The sequence below is a fragment of the Tritonibacter aquimaris genome (genome assembly GCF_009617595.1).
Classification (GTDB): Bacteria; Pseudomonadota; Alphaproteobacteria; order Rhodobacterales; family Rhodobacteraceae; genus Epibacterium; species Epibacterium aquimaris.
Map to the genome: position 1 here is coordinate 49,216 of NZ_WIXK01000002.1, position 18,995 is coordinate 68,210.

At 56.1% G+C, this 18,995-nt stretch carries 21 protein-coding genes; 14 read left to right on the plus strand and 7 right to left on the minus strand.

The features are described from left to right. Window positions 1-106: 106 nt before the first annotated feature. Window positions 107-1,366, minus strand: coding sequence for an RsmB/NOP family class I SAM-dependent RNA methyltransferase (locus GG681_RS03775; RefSeq protein ID WP_328593253.1), 1,260 nt, complete (start codon window positions 1,364-1,366; stop codon window positions 107-109). An 84-nt stretch (window positions 1,367-1,450) separates the two neighbouring features. On the opposite strand from GG681_RS03775, the gene GG681_RS03780 reads away from it, so the two are divergent. Both GG681_RS03780 and GG681_RS03785 read left to right on the plus strand, forming a co-directional pair. Next, window positions 1,451-1,651, plus strand: a complete 201-nt coding sequence (locus tag GG681_RS03780) for a DUF1674 domain-containing protein (RefSeq protein ID WP_153545275.1) — start codon at window positions 1,451-1,453, stop codon at window positions 1,649-1,651. An 18-nt stretch (window positions 1,652-1,669) separates the two neighbouring features. Continuing rightward, window positions 1,670-2,002: an NIPSNAP family protein gene (locus GG681_RS03785; protein WP_153545277.1), complete on the plus strand. Its 333-nt coding sequence runs from the start codon at window positions 1,670-1,672 to the stop codon at window positions 2,000-2,002. Window positions 2,003-2,043: 41 nt separating this feature from the next. Here the strand turns inward: GG681_RS03785 and dapB are convergent, their stop codons facing one another. Beyond that, window positions 2,044-2,853, minus strand: a complete 810-nt coding sequence (dapB, locus tag GG681_RS03790; protein WP_153545279.1) for a 4-hydroxy-tetrahydrodipicolinate reductase — start codon at window positions 2,851-2,853, stop codon at window positions 2,044-2,046. A gap of 89 nt (window positions 2,854-2,942) precedes the next feature. Here dapB and rbfA point away from each other — a divergent pair, with 89 nt between their 5' ends. From rbfA to pnp, 9 genes are all read left to right on the plus strand, one after another. Then, a complete protein-coding gene (gene rbfA / locus GG681_RS03795) occupies window positions 2,943-3,338 on the plus strand; it encodes a 30S ribosome-binding factor RbfA (RefSeq protein WP_153545281.1) in 396 nt (131 codons plus the stop codon). Beyond that, window positions 3,335-4,081, plus strand: a complete 747-nt coding sequence (locus tag GG681_RS03800; RefSeq protein ID WP_408057650.1) for a phosphodiester glycosidase family protein — start codon at window positions 3,335-3,337, stop codon at window positions 4,079-4,081. Before rbfA ends, GG681_RS03800 begins: the two co-directional genes overlap by 4 nt. Before the next feature lie 94 nt (window positions 4,082-4,175). Continuing rightward, complete coding sequence (gene truB / locus GG681_RS03805; RefSeq protein ID WP_153545283.1) at window positions 4,176-5,084, plus strand: tRNA pseudouridine(55) synthase TruB; 909 nt, start codon at window positions 4,176-4,178, stop codon at window positions 5,082-5,084. A gap of 42 nt (window positions 5,085-5,126) precedes the next feature. Then, entirely contained in the window at window positions 5,127-5,639 is a 513-nt protein-coding gene (locus GG681_RS03810; RefSeq protein WP_153545285.1) for a DUF1643 domain-containing protein, read from the plus strand. 111 nt (window positions 5,640-5,750) lie between these two features. Continuing rightward, window positions 5,751-6,692 carry a calcium-binding protein gene (locus tag GG681_RS03815; protein WP_153545287.1) on the plus strand — a complete coding sequence of 314 codons (942 nt, stop codon included), beginning with the start codon at window positions 5,751-5,753 and terminating at the stop codon, window positions 6,690-6,692. 158 nt (window positions 6,693-6,850) lie between these two features. Beyond that, entirely contained in the window at window positions 6,851-7,120 is a 270-nt protein-coding gene (gene rpsO, locus GG681_RS03820; protein ID WP_153545289.1) for a 30S ribosomal protein S15, read from the plus strand. A 211-nt stretch (window positions 7,121-7,331) separates the two neighbouring features. Further along, on the plus strand, window positions 7,332-8,540 hold the full coding sequence (locus tag GG681_RS03825) for a GTP-binding protein (protein ID WP_153545291.1): 1,209 nt from the start codon (window positions 7,332-7,334) through the stop codon (window positions 8,538-8,540). Window positions 8,541-8,542: 2 nt separating this feature from the next. Next, window positions 8,543-8,851, plus strand: a complete 309-nt coding sequence (locus GG681_RS03830) for a DUF6525 family protein (RefSeq protein ID WP_153545293.1) — start codon at window positions 8,543-8,545, stop codon at window positions 8,849-8,851. Between the two features lie 231 nt (window positions 8,852-9,082). Then, a complete protein-coding gene (gene pnp / locus GG681_RS03835; RefSeq protein ID WP_153545295.1) occupies window positions 9,083-11,215 on the plus strand; it encodes a polyribonucleotide nucleotidyltransferase in 2,133 nt (710 codons plus the stop codon). 89 nt (window positions 11,216-11,304) lie between these two features. Here the strand turns inward: pnp and GG681_RS03840 are convergent, their stop codons facing one another. Then, on the minus strand, window positions 11,305-12,312 hold the full coding sequence (locus GG681_RS03840; RefSeq protein ID WP_153545297.1) for a polysaccharide pyruvyl transferase family protein: 1,008 nt from the start codon (window positions 12,310-12,312) through the stop codon (window positions 11,305-11,307). A gap of 67 nt (window positions 12,313-12,379) precedes the next feature. Beyond that, on the minus strand, window positions 12,380-13,060 hold the full coding sequence (locus tag GG681_RS03845; RefSeq protein WP_153545299.1) for a hypothetical protein: 681 nt from the start codon (window positions 13,058-13,060) through the stop codon (window positions 12,380-12,382). Between the two features lie 233 nt (window positions 13,061-13,293). On the opposite strand from GG681_RS03845, the gene GG681_RS03850 reads away from it, so the two are divergent. After that, a complete protein-coding gene (locus tag GG681_RS03850) occupies window positions 13,294-14,091 on the plus strand; it encodes a hypothetical protein (protein WP_153545301.1) in 798 nt (265 codons plus the stop codon). Window positions 14,092-14,432: 341 nt separating this feature from the next. Further along, window positions 14,433-14,939 (plus strand): hypothetical protein, encoded by a 507-nt coding sequence (locus tag GG681_RS17865; RefSeq protein ID WP_235899723.1) that lies wholly within the window; start codon window positions 14,433-14,435, stop codon window positions 14,937-14,939. 38 nt (window positions 14,940-14,977) lie between these two features. Here the strand turns inward: GG681_RS17865 and GG681_RS03860 are convergent, their stop codons facing one another. Beyond that, complete coding sequence (locus tag GG681_RS03860) at window positions 14,978-15,628, minus strand: peroxiredoxin (protein ID WP_153545305.1); 651 nt, start codon at window positions 15,626-15,628, stop codon at window positions 14,978-14,980. 217 nt (window positions 15,629-15,845) lie between these two features. Between GG681_RS03860 and GG681_RS03865 the strand changes: the two genes are divergently transcribed. Then, on the plus strand, window positions 15,846-17,285 hold the full coding sequence (locus GG681_RS03865) for an aldehyde dehydrogenase family protein (protein WP_153545307.1): 1,440 nt from the start codon (window positions 15,846-15,848) through the stop codon (window positions 17,283-17,285). Between the two features lie 50 nt (window positions 17,286-17,335). On the opposite strand, the gene GG681_RS03870 is transcribed toward GG681_RS03865, so the two are convergent. Both GG681_RS03870 and rarD read right to left on the minus strand, forming a co-directional pair. Continuing rightward, window positions 17,336-17,989, minus strand: a complete 654-nt coding sequence (locus GG681_RS03870; protein WP_153545308.1) for an RluA family pseudouridine synthase — start codon at window positions 17,987-17,989, stop codon at window positions 17,336-17,338. A gap of 44 nt (window positions 17,990-18,033) precedes the next feature. Beyond that, window positions 18,034-18,927, minus strand: a complete 894-nt coding sequence (gene rarD / locus GG681_RS03875; protein WP_153545310.1) for an EamA family transporter RarD — start codon at window positions 18,925-18,927, stop codon at window positions 18,034-18,036. Between the last annotated feature and the right edge of the window lie 68 nt (window positions 18,928-18,995).

Below are 18,995 nucleotides of genomic sequence, written 5' to 3' on the forward strand. Positions count from 1 at the left end.
TCGTCTCAATAGTCCGCCTAGGCGCGTGTAATCGCAGCCCTTTTCCAGCGAGCTTAACCTGCAAGACGTCGCAAGTCACCGCACTTTGATATGCGTCGCACCCAGCTCAGGCGGATTTACGCAAAAGTGCCATATAAAACCCGTCCATGCCGCCACGTTCTGCCCAGTAATCCGGGCGCAGTCGCAGACCGCCCTCTTCGGTGATCCAATCCGAATCAACACCAAGATCGGCGAGCGTGCTTTGATCCACCTGCATGTCAGCAAACATCTCAAGCGCGTCTTCAACCTGGCATTCTCCTTCGTCGGGCAATAGCGAACAGGTGCAAAACACCAGACGCCCGCCGGGTTTCACCAGGCTCCAGGCATGGGCAAGCATCTGCGCCTGCAGATTGATCAAAGCGCCAAAATCGCTGCCATCTTTTGCATGCGGCAGATCCGGGTGGCGGCGAATGGTGCCGGTGGCAGAGCAAGGTGCATCCAAAAGCACCGCATCATATTGGCCTTGATGCTCCAAGGCGTCGCCCACAATCACATCCGCCTTGAGGCCGGTGCGTTCCAAGTTTTCCCGCAGACGAGTCAGGCGGGTTTCTGACACATCCAACGCAGAGACTGTGGCGCCAGCCGCAGCGAGCTGCATGGTTTTCCCACCCGGTGCAGCACAAAGATCAAGTACAGTCTCACCAGGCTGGGCCGACAGCAAACGCGCAGGCAAAGCTGCGGCTGCATCCTGCACCCACCAATCCCCCGCATCATAACCCGGCAACGCCGAGACCTGCCCGGCCTCTGCGCGACGCAGGGAACCGGTTGGCAACAGCTCTGCATCCAGGTCTGATTCGCCTCCCGGCTTCAGCGTTATATCCAATGGCGCGGGCGCGGCATGAACAGCCTCAATACCTGCAACCGCATCGCGCCCCCAGGCCTCCACTAGCGGGCCACGCAACCACTTGGGCAGGCGCGGCTGGCGCAGTTTTTGCCATTCATCTGGGCCATTCGCAGCCACTTTGCGCAACACTGCGTTCACCAGCCCTTTTAGAGCGCCGTGGTGTTTGTGGCGGGACACAATATTGACCATGGAATTGACCACCCCATGAGCAGCCCCACCTGCACAAAGCTCATATACGCCCAATCTCAGAGCGTTTCTCACATGCAGCGGCGTATTCTTTTTCAGATACTTCGCAAGGATCTTGTCGACGCGTTCAAGGTTGCGTAGGGTCTCGTTTGCAAGGCGCTGGGTGCGCGCCCGATCTTCCGGCGTCAACCGTTCCAGCACACCCGCAGCATAGCATTCTGCCAGGAGCCGCTGCTGTCCCAGAACTTGATCCAACAAATAAACCGCGCTGCGGCGCGCCTGAATTGCGTCTGTCACCCTGGGCTCCTTTGAGCTGAGGAAGTATCTTGTCCCTTGTGAAGAGGCGCATATATCATGGCGTGAGCATAAAGGAACCCGTCAATGGCTGACGCAACTGTAAATATCAAAGACGAATGGAAAGATCTGCCCCCCGCCGCCCAGCGCGCGCTGGCCGAGGCAGAGGAACGCAGACTGGCCGCTGAGGCGAACGCGCCGCTGCCCACAGAACTGGGCGGACGCGATGGCCCTGAGCCTGTGCGCTATGGCGATTGGGAGAAAAAAGGCCTCGCAATCGATTTTTGATCTACCGGATGGTCGCTCATGATTATCGAGATTCGCCGCTATACTTTGCATCCCGGAAAACGCGAAGAGTTCATTCGGTTCTTTGAAACCGTGAACCGAGGCGCTTTGCGTGACGCGGGCATGCTGATCTTTGGACCCATGCGTGATCTCGAGGATCCTGACAAAGTGCATTGGATGCGGGCGTTCTCGAGCCTTGAGGAGCGCGAACGGATCAAGGATGCGTTTTATGAGGGTCCAGTCTGGTGTGCAGAAGTTGAACCCTTTATCATGCCACTGATCGCACATTACGATGCAAGCGTGGTCGAAACCACCAAAGGGTTTGAAGGATTTCAGGAAACCCCGGACCTTTAAGGTTCGGGGAGTTTCCCATATTCTGGAAACAGACGGGCCGCTTAAAGCCCCAATACATCCACCATATCATATTCGCCGGGGGCTTTGTCCTGGCCCCAAAGCGCTGCTTTTACCGCGCCACGAGCAAAGATAGCCCGATCTGTTGCCATGTGTCGCAGAACGATTCGCTCTCCTGCCGCTGCAAACAGAACGTCATGTTCACCCACGATGTCACCACCGCGGATCACGGAAAAACCGATATCGCCTTTTTTGCGCGCACCTGTGATCCCGTCGCGCGCCCGGTCTTCAACATCAGAAAGCTTCACACCGCGCCCTTCGGCAGCAGCTTCGCCAAGCATGAGGGCGGTGCCTGATGGCGCGTCGACTTTGTGATGATGATGGGCCTCGATCACCTCAATGTCGAAATCCTCATCCAGCGCTGCAGCCACTTTTTTGGTGAGCTGCATCAACAGGTTCACACCCAGGCTCATATTGCCCGCGCGCACGATCACCGCATGACGCGCAGAGGGTTCAAGCTGGGCGATTTCATCTTCGGACATGCCGGTGGTGCCAATCACATGCACACAGCGCGCCTGGGCGGCGATTTTCGAGAACTCTATCGTCGCTGCGGGCGCAGTGAAATCGATCACCGCCTGTGCCTTTGAAAACGCCTCAAGCGCATCGTCGGTCACGGTCACACCAAGAGCTGCGCCGCCCATGGCTTCGCCCACGTCGCGGCCGACCCAATCATGGCCTGCGCGTTCAACCGCACCGACCAGGCGCGCCTTATCGCTCTCCTGAATCGTTTTGATCAGCATTTGCCCCATACGCCCCGAGGCGCCGGTGATCACAATTCCGGGCAGGTCAGTCATCGCTCTGGTCCTTTTATAAACGTGCTGTTTTCCTCCTAGCGCGGCAGCGGGCGCTTGGCAAAGGGGGCAATTCGGCATAGATCGGAAATATGGCTAAGAACAAATTTCATGATGGTCCCGGTCCTTCGCAACGCCAGCTCCGTGTGGGAGAGCTGATCCGCCGCACCCTATCTGAGGTGCTGGCGCGTGGCGATGTGCATGACCCCGACCTCAACCGCATGTCGATCACCGTGGGTGAGGTACGCACCTCGCCCGATCTGAAAATCGCGACCGCCTATGTGCTGCCTCTGGGTGGACAGGGCCAGGATCAGGTTGTGCAGCTTCTGGCGCGCAACAAAACTGAGCTGCGCCGGGCCATTGGTAAGAAACTGGGGCTGAAGTTCACCCCTGATCTGCGATTTCAGCTTGATCAGACCTTTGATCAGATGGATGAAACCCGCCGGATGCTGGGTCAGGACGCGGTGCGCCGCGATATTGACGAGTGAAACGCTTCGCCTGCCTATTGCTATGGTTGGCTTGGGTGGGCGCGCCTGCGGCGGCGGCAGAGTGCCGCGACATATCTTACAATGACAATCGCTATACCGTCTGCGAAGTGGATGCCACGCGCGAGCAGCTAAAGCTGTTTCTCGCGGACCAGAATGGTGCGATTCACGGCCATTTTTCCCGTCTTGAAGCCGCGCTTGAAGCTGCTGGACAAAAGCTCACCTTTGCCACCAACGCGGGCATGTATCACGCCGATCGCGCGCCTGTTGGGCTGTATGTGGAAGAGGGGCGCGAATATATGCACCTTGTTCCCAATGCAGGGCCCGGCAATTTTGGCCTGCTGCCCAATGGGGTGTTCTGCATCCGCGATGGCCGCGCTGATGTGATTGAAACGCTTGCTTTTCGCGACAATGACACCCAGTGCAGAAATGCGAGCCAGTCGGGGCCAATGCTGGTGATTGAGGGCAAACTACACCCGCGTTTCTTGCCCGATTCAACATCCCGTTATGTGCGCAACGGCGTGGGGACGTCGGCAGATGGGAGCCGGGCAGTCTTTGTCATTTCGCGCAATGCAGTGACCTTTCATCAGTTTGGCAGCCTTTTTCGCGATCATCTGAAACTTCCCAATGCGCTCTATTTTGATGGTAATATTTCACGCCTGCATGCGCCCCAGATTGGTCGCAGCGATGCGGGTTTCATGATGGGGCCGATTGTCGGCGTCGTTGAAGATATCCCCGCAAAATAAAGCCTGCGGGATCTGTGGTGACTTGCCAGAGCAATTGACAGAGCGCGCAGCTTCGGCTACCTCGCGCGCCTCATCTAAAGCACGAGGGTAGTCAATGGCACGCAAACGCAAAGGGCGCGATATTTCCGGCTGGCTGGTTATCGACAAACCAGCGGGGATGACCTCAACCACGGTTGTGAACAAGGTCCGCTGGGCCATGGAAGCAAAAAAAGCGGGCCATGCCGGTACTTTGGACCCCGAAGCAACCGGCGTTCTGGCGATTGCACTGGGTGAGGCTACCAAGACCGTTCCGTTTATTACCGACGCGATGAAGGCCTATACCTTTACCGTGCGGCTTGGTCAGGCGACCAACACCGATGACGCCGAGGGCGAAGTCATCGCCGAAAGCGATGCGCGCCCCACGGACGAGCAGATCAAAGAAGCGCTCTTGCCGTTTCTGGGGGAAATTCAGCAAGTTCCACCGAAATTTTCTGCTGTCAAAATCGATGGCCAGCGCGCCTATAAGCTGGCGCGCGACGGCGAAGATGTTGAACTGGCGGCCCGGTCTTTGTGGGTGGAAGAGCTGTTTTTGATCGACCGCCCTGATGACGATCACGTGGTGCTGGAAATGACCTGCGGCAAGGGTGGCTACGTGCGCTCCATTGCGCGTGATCTGGGTGAAGCGCTGGGATGCCATGCCCATGTCAAACAGCTCCGCCGGATCTGGTCTGGACCGTTTGAGGTGGACGACGCATTGAAATGGCCAGAGGTTGAACGGATGGAGCGCACGCCCGAGCTTGATGAACATCTGCGCCCGCTGGAACAGGGGCTGGACGGTCTGCCCGAGCTGAAATGCACAGCTGAAGGTGCTGTACGGCTGAAAAACGGCAATCCGGGCATGGTACTGCCTGCAGATGACGTGGAATACGGCGATGAGGCCTGGGCATCAATTGAAGGCAAAGCCGTGGCTGTGGGCATCTACAAATCTGGCACATTGCACCCAAGCCGCGTGTTCAATCAGTAAGCACGCTTGCACGGATGAACCCGACATGGCATGGCGCGCGACATGATCACGCGCCATCACACCAAGGGCGATGCGCCCTCATCCGCAGTTTATTCTGACTGTGAAACCTATCGCTATAGCCTGACACGGGTCTGGGATCCGCAAGGGCAGCGGGTGATGTTCATCATGCTGAACCCATCAAAGGCGACCGAGGTTCAAAACGACCCCACCATTGAACGCTGTGAACGCCGGGCGCGCGCGCTTGGGTTTGGTGGGTTTCGCGCCACCAATATCTTTGCCTATCGTGCAACGGATCCGCGGGATATGCGCGCCTATGATCAGCCGGAAGGCCCCGATAATATGGATATCCTGCGCGACGGGATGGAATGGGCAGACATGGTGATCTGCGCCTGGGGCACCCATGGGGAACACCGAAAACAAGGCCCGCGAGTCGCTGAAGTTTTGCGCCAGACCGGCAAGCCGCTTTATCATCTGGGCCTGAGCAAAGCAGGCCATCCCAAACATCCGCTCTATATCTCATACGCTCAAAAACCGCTGCTCTGGCAAGGTGGTTAGCCGCTTTGGTAAGGGCACATTAACCGATGTTCTCGTTTTGTTTTGAACAATCGCGCCCCGCGTGAGACATTACCCACGAACTGCGATCAATCGCGAGGATGGGTAAGCCGGATGTTTCTGATTGCAAGCGTTGTAACCTTGGCTGCTGCGGGCGGCTTTTTGCTGATGGATGACACCAGCGACGAAGAGGTGATGGATACACCACCAGAAGACCTGGATGAGGACGAGGTTACGATCACTCCGCTTTCGGACATCATTGGCAGTGATGCCGCAGATACGCTGGTTGGCGGAGATGAGGATGAGCATATCCTGGGCCTTGGCGGCAATGATCAGATCGGTGGCGGAGCGGGCGCAGATACGCTCGGCGGGGGGAGCGATGATGATGAGCTTTATGGCGGTGCCGGCGGGGATCTGTTGCATGGCGGCGCGGGTAACGACCGGCTGCAAGGCGAGGACGGCGATGATTCTCTGTTCGGCGGACATGGGGATGATTTCATCTTTGGCCATTTTGGGGATGACACCCTTGCAGGGGGTGCCGGTGACGACAGCCTACAGGGCGGCCAGGGCGATGATCAGGCAGATGGTGGCACAGGCGACGATGCGGTGCATGGCTATGATGGAAACGACACGCTAAGCGGCGACGCCGGAGAAGACACGCTGTTTGGCGGTGATGGCGCAGATCTGATCATCGGTAATGATGATGCGTTGCAAGATTATCTGAACGGGGGCGACGGAGCAGATGTCATCTTGGCCGGGGATGCGGATGTGGTAACCGGCGGCGCAGGGGTCGATCAGATCTACACAAATAGCACGGTCACTCCGATCCAGATCATGGATTTTGAAACCGGAATTGATGAGCTGCTGGTGCCCTGGGAAAACACGCCAGACAGCCCTGCCAACATCGAAATCATCCCAGCCGGCGCAGACGAAGATACAAGCTACGTGCGCGTTGACGGGGTTGTAGTCGCCGTGCTCCCCTCTGACATTGCAATATCCGTTGACGATATTCAGCTGGTCTCACCAGAGGACCCGATTCTGCGCCCCCTGTCTTAACGGGTGCCCCGCGCTTTATCTTTGCCATTTTGGCCAAAAGCGACTATACGCGCGCATCTGCTTTGGAATCGCAAGACCCACTGCGGATTTCTCCACGGGCCTGTGCTGGACGACATCCCGGCCTGCGCCATTCACTTTAACTCATAAAGGAGACCCCGATGTCGATCACTGCTGAAGACAAAGCTCGCGTCATGAAAGAATTCGCAACTAAGGACGGCGACACCGGTTCGCCTGAAGTCCAGGTTGCTATCCTGACCTCGCGCATCAACACGCTGACCGAGCACTTCAAGACCCACAAGAAAGACAACCACGGCCGCCGTGGTCTGCTGAAAATGGTTGCTCAGCGTCGTAAGCTGCTGGACTACCTGAAAGGCAAAGAAGAGGCGCGTTACACCGACCTCATCAAACGTCTGGGCATCCGTCGCTAATTTCTTGCGAATATCGGATTTTAAACCCGCTCCTTTTCGGAGCGGGTTTTTTTTATGGCCATTGCCCAGACCTGTTGGAAGCAGGCAGCTCTGTCACCGCGGCGACAGGATAGCGCGCGGATTTGCTGATAGCGGGCACCGGGGTACTTGAACCTTTTTTTCAACTGTGCATGTTACGTTATAACATCTCTCCCCATGTTCGAGGCATCCCATGACAGACACCCGACTCCCCGTGACGGTTCTTTCCGGCTTTTTAGGCGCTGGGAAAACCACCCTGCTCAACCGGGTCTTGAACAACCGTGAAGGACTGCGCGTAGCGGTGATTGTGAATGATATGTCAGAGGTGAACATCGATGCGGATCTGATCCGCAACGGTGGTGCAGATCTGAGCCGAACCGATGAGACCCTGGTGGAGATCTCAAACGGCTGCATCTGCTGCACCCTGCGCGATGATCTGCTGGACGAAGTGCGCCGCCTCGCCGAAGCGCAGAGATTTGACTACCTGCTGATCGAATCCACAGGCATTGCTGAGCCACTGCCTGTGGCGGCGACATTTGAATTCCGTGATGAACTGGGCGAAAGCCTCAGCGACATCACCCGGCTTGATACCATGGTGACCGTTGTGGATGCGGTGAACCTGCCGCGCGATTTCGACAGCCAAGATAGCCTAAACGACCGCGGCGAAAGCCTTGGCCCGGACGATGAACGCGCATTGGTGCATCTGCTGACCGACCAGCTGGAATTTGCGGATGTGGTGGTGCTGAACAAAGTCGCGGATGCAGGCCCTGAACAAACCGAAAAAGCGCGCCAGATCGTGCGCAGCCTCAATGCCGACGCCCAGATCATCGAGACCTCGTTTGGGGATGTGACGATCCAAGACATTCTGAACACCGGCCGGTTTGATTTTGACAAAGCCCATGAACACCCGATGTGGGCCAAAGAGCTTTATGGATTTGCCAATCACACGCCCGAAACCGAAGAATATGGTATTACCTCATATACTTATCGGGAACGCGCGCCATTTGATCCGGTGAAAATCCATGATTTCCTGCAAGGGGACCTGCCCGGCGTGTTGCGCGCCAAAGGGCATTTCTGGATTGCATCACGCCCGAAATGGGTGGCCGAGTTCTCCCTTGCTGGCACCATGTCGAGCGTTGCACCGCTTGGCACGTGGTGGGCATCTGTGGCCCCTGAAACCTGGCCCGCAGCGGCGCAGGAATACATCGACGAGCACTGGCAGCTGCCCTTTGGTGACCGCCGTCAGGAGCTTGTGTTTATTGGTGCAGACATTGACTGGCCCAAGCTGAAGGCTGCGTTGGATGACTGTCTGATAACCACCGTAACCCCCGATGATTTTGACGAACTGGCCGGGATGGAAGATCCCTTCCCACGTTGGCGCCTGGCTGAGGAGGCCGCCTGAACATGAGCAGCCCGGCACGAGCAAACAACCGTGGATCCACCGGCCTGCGCACCCGCGCGCGCCGGGGCAACCCCATGGAAATCTATGATCGCTTGCCGGGTGATCTACGCCAATGGATGGCTGGGGCGTGTTTGCCCTGGTCGCCAAGCTCATGCCTGAAGATCTGGCGCAATGCCCGTGCTCGCGGGCTGCCGGTTGAGGAACGGCTTGCGCTTTTGAACCGGATCGAACAGGCAACTCTGAAGAAAACCAACAGCCCGTTCAGCGAGGCCAGCAGCGACTGTGGCTCCATGAGCGGATGCGGCGGTTAACCAGCAGATAAATTGCGCTACAAAAAGAGCGTTTACGCGCGCGTTACGCACACAAACAAATGCTTTCTTTGCAAAGAGCCGAATTTCAGCTAAGGACCAAATATCTGAGACGACGTGCCAAGACCCGGACACGCGAAAGAAAGATAAATTGGGTCGGCGGCAATGGGGCCGCCATGCAAACGGGAGACCCGGGATACGCCTGGGAGTGCTCCCAATTAGGATACGAAACGTATGTTCGACGTTACCAAAAAATCGATGCAGTGGGGCGAAGAGACGCTGACACTGGAAACCGGCAAGGTTGCGCGCCAGGCTGACGGCACTGTGATTGCCACCCTGGGCGAAACCTCCGTCATGGCCAACGTGACCTTTGCCAAGGAACAAAAGCCCGGTCAGGATTTTTTCCCGCTGACCGTGCACTACCAAGAAAAATACTATGCTGCCGGCAAGATCCCCGGCGGTTTCTTTAAGCGCGAAGCGCGCCCGACCGAAAAAGAAACCCTGACCGCGCGTCTGATCGACCGTCCGATCCGCCCGCTGTTTGTCCCTGGCTTCAAAAACGAAGTTCTGGTGATGTGTACCGTTCTGTCGCACGATCTGGTCAATGACCCGGATGTTGTTGCGATGATCGCGGCTTCTGCTGCGCTGACCCTGTCGGGCGCACCATTCCGCGGCCCGATCGCGGGTGCACGTGTGGGCTACGTTGACGGTGAATACGTTCTCAACCCGACCGTAGACGACATGCAGGACCTGCGCCTGAACCCTGAGCAGCGTCTTGATCTGGTTGTCGCGGGCACCAAAGACGCGGTGATGATGGTTGAATCGGAAGCCTATGAGCTGACCGAAGAAGAGATGCTGGGTGCGGTGAACTTCGCACATGAGCAGATCCAGCCGGTGATCGATCTGATCATCTCGCTCGCGGAAGATGCGGCAAAAGAGCCGTTTGATTTCCAAGCGCCTGACTATTCTGAACTGTTCGATGTGGTGAAAGCTGCAGGCGAAGAGAAGATGCGTGCCGCTTATGCCATCTCTGACAAACAAGAGCGCGTTGCAGCCGTTTCTGCCGTCAAAGAAGAGATCATCGCTGGTCTGTCTGACGAGCAGAAAGAAGATGCAAACCTCGGCTCCGCTCTGAAGAAGCTGGAATCCGGTGTTCTGCGTGGTGACGTTGTGAAAAACGGCCGCCGCATCGATGGTCGTGCACTGGATCAGGTTCGTGGGATCGAATGTGAAACCGGCATGCTGCCGCGTACCCATGGTTCTGCCCTGTTCACCCGTGGTGAAACCCAGGGTCTGGTTGTGACCACTTTGGGCACCGGCGACGATGAGCAGTTCATCGACAGCCTGCACGGCAACTTCAAATCCAACTTCCTGCTGCACTACAACTTCCCTCCCTATTCGGTTGGTGAAGTGGGTCGCGTAGGCTCCCCCGGTCGTCGTGAAATCGGTCACGGTAAACTGGCATGGCGCGCGCTGCAGGCGGTTCTGCCAGCTCCGACCGATTTCCCCTACACCGTGCGTGTTGTTTCCGAGATCACCGAATCCAACGGTTCGTCCTCCATGGCATCTGTCTGTGGTGGCTCACTGTCGATGATGGACGCAGGCGTTCCGTTGAAAGCGCCGGTTGCTGGTGTTGCAATGGGTCTGGTTCTGGAAGAAGACGGCTCCTACGGCATCCTGACCGACATCTTGGGTGACGAAGACCACCTGGGCGATATGGACTTCAAAGTTGCCGGTACCGAAGCAGGTATCACCAGCTTGCAGATGGACATCAAGGTTGCAGGTATCACACCTGAAATCATGAAATCCGCTCTGGCACAGGCAAAAGACGGCCGCCTGCACATTCTGGGTGAGATGGCAAAAGCACTGACCGAAGCGTCGGAGTTCTCAGCGCATGCACCGCGCATCGAGACCATGAACATCCCGACCGACAAGATCCGTGAAGTGATCGGCTCCGGTGGTAAGGTGATCCGTGAGATCGTTGAAACCTCGGGTGCAAAAGTCGACATCAACGACGACGGCGTGATCAAGATTGCTTCTGCCGATGGCGAAGCGATCAAGAAAGCCTACGACATGATCTATTCGATCGTAGCTGAGCCAGAAGAAGGCAAAGTTTACACCGGTAAGGTTGTGAAGATCGTCGACTTTGGTGCCTTTGTGAACTTCTTTGGTAAGCGCGACGGCCTGGTACACGTGTCCCAGATCCTCAACAAACGCCTGAACCACCCTTCGGACGTTCTGAAAGAAGGTCAGGAAGTAAAAGTGAAGCTTCTGGGCTTTGACGATCGCGGCAAGGTTCGCCTGTCGATGAAAGTTGTTGATCAGGAAACCGGCGAAGAAGTCGCTCCTGAGAAAAAAGAAGACTAATCATTTAGTCTTTTGACATCCGGGAGCTCCGCCTTTGGCGGGGCTCTCAACATTTTAAGGGCTGTATTCAGCCCCCCCCACCAGATTGATTAAGCGCGGCCCTCAGGCCCCTGCGCGATGGTTTCAAACATCCGCGCGGCGTTTTCCTGCGCAACCACCAAAGTGGAGCGAATATTGTCCAGTTCTGCTGGGGAAAACGCCCAATCTGTTGTGGCAAGCGCATCTTGAAGGTCTTGCGCTGGTACAAGCCGGGTCGTTGACAGGCCAAGGTCAGCCAAAAGCGTTTCAATCTTCCACGAGTTTGATTGCAGCGTCACAAATGGTGTCTGGGTCAGCAGAGAGAAACACACCCCATGGAAACGCCCGGTGACATGCAATTCAGCATAGGAGAGGCGGTCTGCGTAATCTTCTGCGGTCCTGGATAAATAGAGCGGCGGAAACTCGCGCTGCGCGCGGTGTTCGTAGCGCGAAATATAGTATTCACGCAGAAAGCGGCTGAAAAAATTGCGCCCTTTGGGTTTTTTCAGATGGCTAAGGCTGGGAATAAAAGCTGCATCCAGTTGCTGCGCCAACGCGCGCAATGCTTTTGAAACATTGTGATCGACGCTGTCACCCACAATGGTCCCCGAGCGCTTGGATGGAAGATCAGGCAGCGCGCCTCCGCACAGGGTAAGATCAGGCAGCACCCCATTGCAATGCACCCCGGATGCCGCCAATTCATCTGCGCTGCGGCTGTCACGCACCCAGATTCCTGCGAAGTCTTGCAGATGGCTGTGCCAGTCTTGTGGGTTCTCCTGATACAGCGCATTCACCAGATAGACCGGCGCACGGCAGGCCTCATGTCTGACCACTTTCAGAAGATCGAGGCCTGCGGGGCGGCCGTGATGCAACGTGCCTTCGCCGTTGATCACCACCCTGTCGGCCTGTGCAAGGTGATGTAAGAACGCGCAATCTTCCCACCACTTATGCCGCAACGGGCTGCGTGCAGTCACCGTCAGACCTTGCGCCGCAAGCCCCTGTTCCAGCACGCTCATCACGCGGGAGCAGCCGTGGTGGAAATCCGCTCGTGTATCGTTGAGTATTACCGCTGTTGTCATACTGCCCCCTTGGGTGGTTTGGCCCCTTGGATGGTTTGGTCGCAAAACACCCTGCGCAGCCTCGCATTCACCTGTTCAGATACTGCCCTTGGAGCGCCGCTTCAACCGCCGGGCCGAGCACCACAGATTTGCCAGCTAGACGCGCGTCATCGATCAACTGTTGGGCAATTTTGCGTTCTGCGTCGGGATCATGGTGTGCCAGATGTTTAACACGTGCTATACTGTCGGCATCACTTTTGTCGCGATCATCATAACCGGGCTGATACTTCGTCTGGAAAAAGGTAAACCCTCCGATCACCAGCCTATCCGTGTTGCATTTGAGCAGATAGTTCAGACAGGTCAGCCCAGTGGTTGGCGAAAAACCACCTAGGCGCGCGGACAATGTTTGATAGCACTCAGGCGCAATCAGATTGATGCTCCGGCTCTCAGATCCCAATGCGCGTGACGCATCCAAAGTCAGTGGGAAACGCCCTTTGCCTGTGGTGCGATGCACAAGATGGCGTACGGCAGCTGTATCCAGTGCCTGCGGTGTAACCGGAGTGATATCCTCCGTGAGACTGTGAAACAGCACATCACAGCGCAACGTGTGCCCACGCTCAAATGGCAGCGGTACAAACAGACCATTGTTCATTTTCACAATGATATCAAAGTCCGTCGCACTTAGACCTTTGAGATCCGCCTCCAACGTACGTGCAGGACCAGCCAGCAGCACCGACTTCCCCGCAAAGCGGCTCTCATCCAACAACATGTTGGACGCGTATATGCGGTAGAGGAGCTTATATCTTAGCACCTCAAGAAGTTTTGGGCATCGTCTACGAGCTGGTGTCATGCCCAAACCTTTTTTCGATTAAGTACCGAACCAGTCACCGCCGCACGCGATGGGCTGGCTCAAGTCTATAATGCTTTCATCTTCGGAGTGCGAGCTTGCACAAGCGACTTTTTTCTGCGCATTTCAGGAGCAACCCGAGAAAGATCAACCAAATGCCATCCTCTACCCAAAACGACAGCGCACCGGTGCTCATCCTGACCATGAAATGGGGCACCATGTATGGGCCACATTATGTGAACAATCTGGCGCGGGGGGTAAAAAAACACCTAAACCGACCGCATCGCTTTATCTGTTTCACCGATGACACTCAGGGGTTGGATGCAGGGATCGAAACTTTCCCTCTGCCCGAGCTCGGACTGCCAGAAGGGCATAGCGACACCCGGTGGCGTAAGCTCGCCCTGTTTCGTGAGGATCTGTTTGGCCTCAATGGCACCGCGCTATTTCTTGATCTCGATCTGATCATTGTGGATGATCTCGAGCCGCTGTTTGAACTGGAAGGCAACTTCCATATCATTCGCGACGATGATCTGTTTCGCCCCAAACCCCTGCGCAAGATTAACCCAAAGCGGGATGCGTTTTTGCATTCAGTCGGCAATAGTTCAGTGTTTCGCTATGAGGTTGGCGCACATAGCTATATCTTGGATGAATTTGTCAAAGACCCGGCAGCGGCAACGGCCGGGTATGAGATCAGCCAGCAATTTCAAAGCGCGCAACTCGCCAAACAGGGCAACCTGAACTACTGGCCGGTGGAATGGTGCGTGAGTTTTAAAAATCACTGTGTGCCGCGCAATTTCCGCAGCTTTTTCAGCGATCCAACCCTGCCGCAGGGCGCGCGCATTGTTGTATTTGCGGGCTCACCCAAGATGGATGACGCGCTGAATGGCAAAGGTGGGAAATGGTATCGCCGCATTGGTGATGTGGCCTGGTTGAAATCTCTCTGGGAAGACTGAGCAGACTGATGTCGCAGAAATCCTGGTTCGCACATCTAAAGTGGCTCTATCGTATTCGGGCCTGTAAACAAGAACTAAGCGGCCGAGGAGTCGCCGCGCAGCCCCATGGGCTGGATGCACCACTTGTGGTTTCCCTCACCAGCTTTCCGCCAAGGTTCCCACAGCTGCACCTTACCTTGCAGTGCCTGTTGAAACAGAGCATCGCGGCAGATGAAACCATTTTATGGATCGCTCATCGGGATATGGCTCAGCTCACGCAGGAAATTTTGTCATTGCAGGATGCAGGGCTGACCATTCGTGCCTGCGACGACACCAGATCATACAAAAAATTGGTGCCAGCCTTGGTTGAAGATCCCAACCGCTACCTCGTAACTGCAGATGATGATTGCTATTATCGCGCAGATTGGCTGGAGGGTTTGGTCAATTCCAGCAAGGATAGTCCCAAGGCGGTTGTATCACATCGTGCGCATCGAATGGTTTTGAAAGCCGATGGAAGCTGTGCCCCATACGAACGCTGGACAAAGAATATTGATCAACTGGCAGAGGGGCCGGAAGTTTTTGCCACGGGTGTTGGCGGTGTCCTTTACCCACCTCATGCATTGGATGCACGCGCCACTGATAGCGAGCTGTTCCAGAAGATTTGCCCAAATGCCGATGATGTTTGGTTTTACTGGATGGCACGGCTGAATGACCGGTACGTCCGCCATGTTGGCCCCAAAACACGAATTTTGGAATGGGCTGGGACACAGGATGTCAGCCTGCGCAGTATCAACCATGGGCCTGAGGCTGATAATGGCAATGACCGGGCGATTGCGGCCATGATTGCAGAATTTGGCCTGCCCAAGTGATGAGGCGCGACAAAAGTTGGCGCGCCCCAAGAACTCGCTTATTCCGGCGCTTTGGTTTTGCGCAGGTACGGGAAGATGGTTTCGAATTCACCAAACTTCGCCTTAGCATCTTCATTAGATACGGCTGGTGGAATGATCACATCTTCGCCTGGAACCCAGTTCGCAGGTGTTGCAACACCCTTGGATGACATCTGCAGACCATCCAGCGCACGCAGGATTTCAGCAAAGTTACGGCCCACAGTCATCGGATAGGTCATCGACAGCTTCAGTTGCTTGTCAGGACCAATAATAAAGACAGAGCGCACGGTTGCGCTGTCTGCCGGCGTGCGGCCATCTGGCAGATAGGCTTCGGCGGGCAGCATGTCGAAGGCTTTGGAAATCTCAAGCTCTACATCGGCGATGATCGGAAAGCCCGCTTCGGTCTTGGCGTAGCTTTCAATGTCACCTTTCCACTTGCGGTGATCTTCGGCGCTGTCGACCGAAACACCAATTACCTTGGTGTTGCGTGCGGCCCATTCATCGTTGAGCTGGGCAACTGCGCCGAACTCGGTTGTGCAGACCGGGGTGAAGTCTTTGGGGTGGCTGAACAGGATCGCCCAGCTGTCACCAATCCAGTCGTGGAATGTGATGCTGCCCTGATCGGTTTCAGCGGTGAAATTTGGAACGGTATCGTTAATGCGCAAACCCATTGCGTCTCTCCCTATGGCGGAACCAAAGCGCAAATTTACTTTGGTTGAGTCATATATAGGCTCGCGCGACGTCACAGGGAACCGGGCAGCCACAGAGGAATGGATTTTTCACGTCAGGTGATTTGTGTTTTTTGATCAAATTTTTATGGCAGCACTTGCTCACATGAAACTGCGGTGCCACAGTGACGCAAACATGAACCCAACCGGGAGTGAAACGATGATCGAGAAGCGTGATTTTTACATTAATGGTCAGTGGGTTAATCCTTCTGAGACACGGGATCACCTGGTTATTGACCCTTCCACGGAATCCCCATGTGCGGTGATTTCACTGGGATCACAGGCAGATACGGATGCGGCTGTGGCGGCCGCCAAAGCAGCGCTGCCGGGCTGGATGGACACCCCGGTAGCCGAGCGTATCGCCAAGGTGGAAACCCTGCTTGAGATTTATCAGCGCCGTTCCGAAGATCTGGCGCAGGCGATGTCGCTGGAAATGGGCGCACCGCTGGATCTGTCGCGCGGATCGCAAGCAGGGGCCGGCAGCTGGCATCTGCAAAACTTCATCGCCGCGGCGAAGGAATACAACTTTGATCATCCGCTGAATGATGCCAGCCCCAATGACCGTATCATCCATGAAGCCGTGGGCGTCGCGGCCTTGATCACACCGTGGAACTGGCCGATGAACCAGGTCACGCTCAAGGTTGGTGCGGCTGCTATTGCGGGCTGTACCATGGTGCTCAAACCTTCGGAAGAAAGCCCGCTGAACGCGATGATCTTTGCCGAGATGATGGATGAAGCAGGCTTCCCGGCGGGTGTATTCAACCTTGTGAACGGGGATGGCGTTGGTGTGGGAACCCAGCTTTCCACCCATAAAGACGTGGATATGGTGTCCTTTACCGGTTCAACCCGCGCAGGCACCGCCATTTCCAAAGCCGCAGCGGATACATTGAAGCGGGTACATCTGGAGCTGGGCGGCAAAGGGGCCAATCTGATTTTTGAAGATGCGGATGAAAAAGCGGTGAAACGCGGCGTGCTGCATATGATGCAAAACACCGGCCAGAGCTGTAATGCCCCCAGCCGCATGCTGGTTGCCCGCGGCATCTATGACAAGGTTGTGGAAGAGGCCGCGCAAGTGGCCCAATCCATTACCGTCGGCCCAGCCTCCGAAGAAGGCCGCCACATTGGTCCGGTAGTCAATGAGCTACAGTGGGGCAAAATCCAGGCTCTGATCGAGGAAGGCATCAAGGAAGGCGCCCGGTTGGTTGCTGGGGGCCCGGGCCGTCCGGATGGATTGAACAAAGGCTTCTATGTACGCCCGACTGTCTTTGCCGATGTAAACAATCAGATGACCATCGCACGTGAAGAGATTTTTGGCCCGGTGCTGTCGATCCTGCCGTTTGACAGCGAAGAAGAAGCGCTGGAGATCGCAAACGACACGCCATACGGGCTGACAAACTATGTGCAGACCCAAGACAGCGCCCGCGCCAATCGTCTGGCACGGCAGCTGCGCTCTGGCATGGTAGAGATCAACGGCAAATCCCGCAGCGCTGGTGCGCCTTTTGGCGGCATGAAACAATCCGGCAATGGCCGTGAAGGTGGCAGCTGGGGAATCGAAGACTTCCTGGAGGTCAAAGCCGTAGGTGGATGGTCACCGGAATAAGCCAATCCAGAGAAAACCGTACAGAAACCGCCCTGATGGGCGGTTTTTTTCTAAAACGGTGCTTTGGCTCGGAAACGCAGGGATTCACCACTGTTGGGGTGTTTGATGCGCAACTCTTCGGAATGGAGCATCATGCGATCATGTTCGAGCGCCGCGCCACTGGCATAAAGCGGATCACCCAGGATTGCATGTCCCAGTGACAGCATATGCACCCTCAGCTGGTGCGAGCGCCCGGTTTTTGGCGTGAGGCGCACACGGGTTTCCGCGTCATTGGATTTCACCACTTTCCAATCGGTCACCGCCGGTTTGCCGGTGTCATGGCAGACCATCTGGCGCGGCCGGTTGGGCCAATCCACGATAAGCGGCAGATCAACGGTGCCAGAACGTGGTTCGAGCTGCCCGCTAAGACGGGCCACATAGGTCTTTTTGGTGGTGCGCTTTTCAAATTGCATCGACAGGTGGCGCTGCGCATGTGGTGTGAGCGCAAAAACCATCACGCCAGAGGTGTCACGATCGAGGCGGTGCACCAGCAGCACTTCGGGGAACACCTGCTGGATACGGGCAATCAAACAATCCGCCAGATGCTCACCCCGTCCCGGAACAGAGAGCAGGCCTGCGGGTTTGTTCACCACCAGAATTTCAGCATCGTGGTGCAAAATATCCAGCGGATCCTGCGGCGGGTTATAATCGCTTGTGACTGTCATGGGCGCTGCCTAGCCCGCAGTGTGGCAAAGGGCAAGGCAGCGTATCAGGCCTTGGCCCGCATTTGGCGCACCAGAGACACCGAATAGATCACCAGCGCAGCCCAGATCATCGGAAAGGCAATCTGGCGGGCCCGGTCGAATTCTTCGCCAAAGACAAACACTGCAACCAGAAAGATCATGGTAGGCGCGATGTACTGAAGGATGCCAATCGTGGTGAGGCGCAAAAGTTTTGCACCATTGGCGTAGGTGATCAGCGGTACAGCTGTGACCACACCGCAGCCCATCAACAAGAACGTATCGCGCCAAGACAATGAGAAATGCCCTTCACCTTGCACGGCTAAAAATACCAGATACCCTAGCGCAGGGATTGTAAGGATCAACACCTCAAGCAAGAAACCCTGATTTGGGCCGATCGGCAGGGACTTTTTGCAATAAGCATAAAACCCCCAGGTAACCGTCAGCCCGACGGCAACCCAAGGCAACGATCCTGCCTGTATCGTCAAAATGACCACAGCCGCGGCTGCAAGCGCAATTGCCAGCAACTGCGCACCCTGGGGCCGCTCGCCGAGCAAAACCGCTGCCATTGCAACGCTGAACAAGGGGTTGATGTAATATCCCAAAGCCGCATCAAGCGCATGGCCCGAGCCAATTGCCCAAACATAAATCCCCCAATTCAACGACACCAGCGCCGCCGTAATCAGGGCCATCAGCAACATGCGCGGATTTCGCAAGGCGTCCATCAAATCGCCGGTGCGCCGCAGAACAATCAGCAGCCCCCCTGCAATCGGAACCGACCAAAGAACACGATGCGCCACGACTTCAGCCGGGGGGATATGCGCCACCATTTTCATATAAAGCGGTAAAAAGCCCCACATGAAGTACGCCGCCAATGCAAATCCCAGTCCTGCAGGGGTATCTTTGTTCTCTGATGTCGTCATTTTACGCACTCTCCCTATGAAAGGTGTAAAACACTCATGTCGTGAGCGACATCAACGCTTTGTGGGTG

What these genes read in the sequence shown, in the direction of transcription:
- GG681_RS03780 (WP_153545275.1), top strand. Translation starts at nt 1,451, where the DNA reads ATGGCTGACGCAACTGTAAATATCAAAGACGAATGGAAAGATCTGCCC.
- GG681_RS03785 (WP_153545277.1), top strand. Translation starts at nt 1,670, where the DNA reads ATGATTATCGAGATTCGCCGCTATACTTTGCATCCCGGAAAACGCGAA.
- dapB (WP_153545279.1), bottom strand. Translation starts at nt 2,853, where the DNA reads ATGACTGACCTGCCCGGAATTGTGATCACCGGCGCCTCGGGGCGTATG.
- rbfA (WP_153545281.1), top strand. Translation starts at nt 2,943, where the DNA reads ATGGCTAAGAACAAATTTCATGATGGTCCCGGTCCTTCGCAACGCCAG.
- truB (WP_153545283.1), top strand. Translation starts at nt 4,176, where the DNA reads ATGGCACGCAAACGCAAAGGGCGCGATATTTCCGGCTGGCTGGTTATC.
- GG681_RS03810 (WP_153545285.1), top strand. Translation starts at nt 5,127, where the DNA reads ATGATCACGCGCCATCACACCAAGGGCGATGCGCCCTCATCCGCAGTT.
- GG681_RS03815 (WP_153545287.1), top strand. Translation starts at nt 5,751, where the DNA reads ATGTTTCTGATTGCAAGCGTTGTAACCTTGGCTGCTGCGGGCGGCTTT.
- rpsO (WP_153545289.1), top strand. Translation starts at nt 6,851, where the DNA reads ATGTCGATCACTGCTGAAGACAAAGCTCGCGTCATGAAAGAATTCGCA.
- GG681_RS03825 (WP_153545291.1), top strand. Translation starts at nt 7,332, where the DNA reads ATGACAGACACCCGACTCCCCGTGACGGTTCTTTCCGGCTTTTTAGGC.
- GG681_RS03830 (WP_153545293.1), top strand. Translation starts at nt 8,543, where the DNA reads ATGAGCAGCCCGGCACGAGCAAACAACCGTGGATCCACCGGCCTGCGC.
- pnp (WP_153545295.1), top strand. Translation starts at nt 9,083, where the DNA reads ATGTTCGACGTTACCAAAAAATCGATGCAGTGGGGCGAAGAGACGCTG.
- GG681_RS03840 (WP_153545297.1), bottom strand. Translation starts at nt 12,312, where the DNA reads ATGACAACAGCGGTAATACTCAACGATACACGAGCGGATTTCCACCAC.
- GG681_RS03845 (WP_153545299.1), bottom strand. Translation starts at nt 13,060, where the DNA reads ATGTTGTTGGATGAGAGCCGCTTTGCGGGGAAGTCGGTGCTGCTGGCT.
- GG681_RS03850 (WP_153545301.1), top strand. Translation starts at nt 13,294, where the DNA reads ATGCCATCCTCTACCCAAAACGACAGCGCACCGGTGCTCATCCTGACC.
- GG681_RS03860 (WP_153545305.1), bottom strand. Translation starts at nt 15,628, where the DNA reads ATGGGTTTGCGCATTAACGATACCGTTCCAAATTTCACCGCTGAAACC.
- GG681_RS03865 (WP_153545307.1), top strand. Translation starts at nt 15,846, where the DNA reads ATGATCGAGAAGCGTGATTTTTACATTAATGGTCAGTGGGTTAATCCT.
- GG681_RS03870 (WP_153545308.1), bottom strand. Translation starts at nt 17,989, where the DNA reads ATGACAGTCACAAGCGATTATAACCCGCCGCAGGATCCGCTGGATATT.
- rarD (WP_153545310.1), bottom strand. Translation starts at nt 18,927, where the DNA reads ATGACGACATCAGAGAACAAAGATACCCCTGCAGGACTGGGATTTGCA.